Here is a 1,952-nt window from a genome sequence, read left to right as displayed (position 1 = left end):
GAGTTTGGACCGTGTCTCAGTTCCAATGTGGCCGATCACCCTCTCAGGTCGGCTACTGATCGTCGCCTTGGTAAGCCGTTACCTTACCAACTAGCTAATCAGACGCGGGTCCATCCTGTACCGCCAGAGCTTTGATAAGAAAGCCATGCGACTTTCTCATGTTATCTCGTATTAGCATACCTTTCGGTATGTTATCCGTGTGTACAGGGCAGGTTACCCACGCGTTACTCACCCGTCCGCCGCTCTTTACCGAAGTAAATCGCTCGACTTGCATGTGTTAGGCACGCCGCCAGCGTTCATCCTGAGCCAGGATCAAACTCTCAAATAAAAGTTATTACCTGCTCAGACTATCATTATCTGAATATCTGGCTTGGTTTGTTTTCGATTCTTTTAAGAATCAGTTATATAAATTAACCTACTGTTTAATTTTCAAAGTTCTTAAATCTACATGGTAGCGGTAACAGGAGTCGAACCTGTGACCTTTCGGGTATGAACCGAACGCTCTAGCCAACTAAGCTATACCGCCACGATTTAATGGTGCCCAGAGGCGGAATCGAACCACCGACACGGGGATTTTCAGTCCCCTGCTCTACCGACTGAGCTATCTGGGCGCACCTTGGTGGGCCTAGCTGGACTCGAACCAGCGACCTCACGCTTATCAGGCGTGCGCTCTAACCACCTGAGCTATAGGCCCATTTTTTTGGTCGAGGTGAAGGGACTCGAACCCCCGGCCCCATGGTCCCAAACCATGTGCGCTACCAAACTGCGCTACACCTCGAAATTCTTTATTTTTTATAGAAATTAATTGGCAGGGGTGGAGGGACTCGAACCCCCGGCGCACGGTTTTGGAGACCGACGCTCTACCAACTGAGCTACACCCCTATAAAAAAAATGTGGTGGGCCATCAGGGACTCGAACCCCAGACCTACCGGTTATGAGCCGGGCGCTCTAACCAACTGAGCTAATGGCCCACATTTTTTTGGTCGAGGTGAAGGGACTCGAACCCCCGGCCCCATGGTCCCAAACCATGTGCGCTACCAAACTGCGCTACACCTCGAAAAAAATAATGGCGGAGAAGGAGGGATTCGAACCCTCGCACCGGTTACCCAGCCTAAACCCTTAGCAGGGGTTCCTCTTGAGCCACTTGAGTACTTCTCCGTTTATTTAGTTAATGGCGGAGAGGGTGGGATTCGAACCCACGGTGCCGTTAAGCATCACTGGTTTTCAAGACCAGCTCCTTAAACCACTCGGACACCTCTCCGTATTGGTGACCCATCCGCGACTCGAACGCGGGACACCCTGATTAAAAGTCAGGTGCTCTACCGACTGAGCTAATGGGTCATATTAAATTTGGCAGGGGATGCAGGACTCGAACCTACGCATGTAGCAGTCAAAGTGCTATGCCTTACCGACTTGGCGAATCCCCTATAAAATGGTGAGCGCACAGGGATTCGAACCCCGGACACACGCCTTAGAAGGGCGTTGCTCTATCCAGCTGAGCTATGCACCCACATTATAGAATAATTTGGAGCGGGTGAAGGGGATCGAACCCTCACAGCCGGCTTGGAAGGCCGGAACTCTACCATTGAGCTACACCCGCATATTTAATTAAGTGGTGGAGGATGGTGGATTCGAACCACCGAAAGCAATGCTAACAGATTTACAGTCTGCCCCCTTTGGCCGCTCGGGAAATCCTCCGTATTCATGGAGCTGGTGATAGGAATCGAACCTACAACCTGCTGATTACAAGTCAGCTGCTCTACCGTTGAGCCACACCAGCATATTGGCGGGAATAACAGGACTCGAACCTGTGACCCATTGATTAACAGTCAATTGCTCTACCAACTGAGCCATATTCCCGCGTATTTAATTAAGTGGCGACCTGGAAGGGACTCGAACCCTCGACCTCCAGCGTGACAGGCTGGCATTCTAACCAGCTGAACTACCAGGCC

The 1,952-nt window shown here is 51.1% G+C and carries 17 tRNA genes and 1 rRNA gene; all 18 read right to left on the bottom strand.

Going from position 1 to position 1,952, the window contains the following annotated elements:
- A 16S ribosomal RNA gene (locus tag I2H23_RS15170) occupies positions 1–328 on the bottom strand; the annotation flags it as partial.
- A 121-nt stretch (positions 329–449) separates the two neighbouring features.
- Positions 450–526 (bottom strand) — tRNA-Met (locus I2H23_RS15165).
- A 9-nt stretch (positions 527–535) separates the two neighbouring features.
- Positions 536–611, bottom strand: a tRNA-Phe gene (locus tag I2H23_RS15160).
- Positions 612–617: 6 nt separating this feature from the next.
- Positions 618–694: transfer RNA gene (locus tag I2H23_RS15155), tRNA-Ile, on the bottom strand.
- Between the two features lie 7 nt (positions 695–701).
- Positions 702–778: transfer RNA gene (locus tag I2H23_RS15150), tRNA-Pro, on the bottom strand.
- A 28-nt stretch (positions 779–806) separates the two neighbouring features.
- Positions 807–882, bottom strand: a tRNA-Trp gene (locus I2H23_RS15145).
- A gap of 12 nt (positions 883–894) precedes the next feature.
- Positions 895–971 (bottom strand) — tRNA-Ile (locus I2H23_RS15140).
- Positions 972–980: 9 nt separating this feature from the next.
- Positions 981–1,057: transfer RNA gene (locus I2H23_RS15135), tRNA-Pro, on the bottom strand.
- A gap of 10 nt (positions 1,058–1,067) precedes the next feature.
- A tRNA-Ser gene (locus I2H23_RS15130) sits at positions 1,068–1,158 on the bottom strand.
- Between the two features lie 14 nt (positions 1,159–1,172).
- Positions 1,173–1,261, bottom strand: a tRNA-Ser gene (locus I2H23_RS15125).
- Positions 1,262–1,265: 4 nt separating this feature from the next.
- Positions 1,266–1,341: transfer RNA gene (locus I2H23_RS15120), tRNA-Lys, on the bottom strand.
- Between the two features lie 10 nt (positions 1,342–1,351).
- Positions 1,352–1,427: transfer RNA gene (locus tag I2H23_RS15115), tRNA-Gln, on the bottom strand.
- A gap of 6 nt (positions 1,428–1,433) precedes the next feature.
- Positions 1,434–1,510: transfer RNA gene (locus tag I2H23_RS15110), tRNA-Arg, on the bottom strand.
- Positions 1,511–1,526: 16 nt separating this feature from the next.
- Positions 1,527–1,600, bottom strand: a tRNA-Gly gene (locus I2H23_RS15105).
- Positions 1,601–1,613: 13 nt separating this feature from the next.
- Positions 1,614–1,698: transfer RNA gene (locus tag I2H23_RS15100), tRNA-Tyr, on the bottom strand.
- A 7-nt stretch (positions 1,699–1,705) separates the two neighbouring features.
- Positions 1,706–1,780, bottom strand: a tRNA-Thr gene (locus tag I2H23_RS15095).
- 4 nt (positions 1,781–1,784) lie between these two features.
- Positions 1,785–1,860 (bottom strand) — tRNA-Asn (locus I2H23_RS15090).
- A gap of 15 nt (positions 1,861–1,875) precedes the next feature.
- Positions 1,876–1,952, bottom strand: a tRNA-Asp gene (locus I2H23_RS15085).

Source organism: Romboutsia sp. BSD2780061687b_171204_C1 (assembly GCF_015560225.1).
GTDB lineage: Bacteria > Bacillota > Clostridia > Peptostreptococcales > Peptostreptococcaceae > Romboutsia_C > Romboutsia_C hominis.
This window is presented reverse-complemented; position numbering and strand designations above follow the sequence as displayed.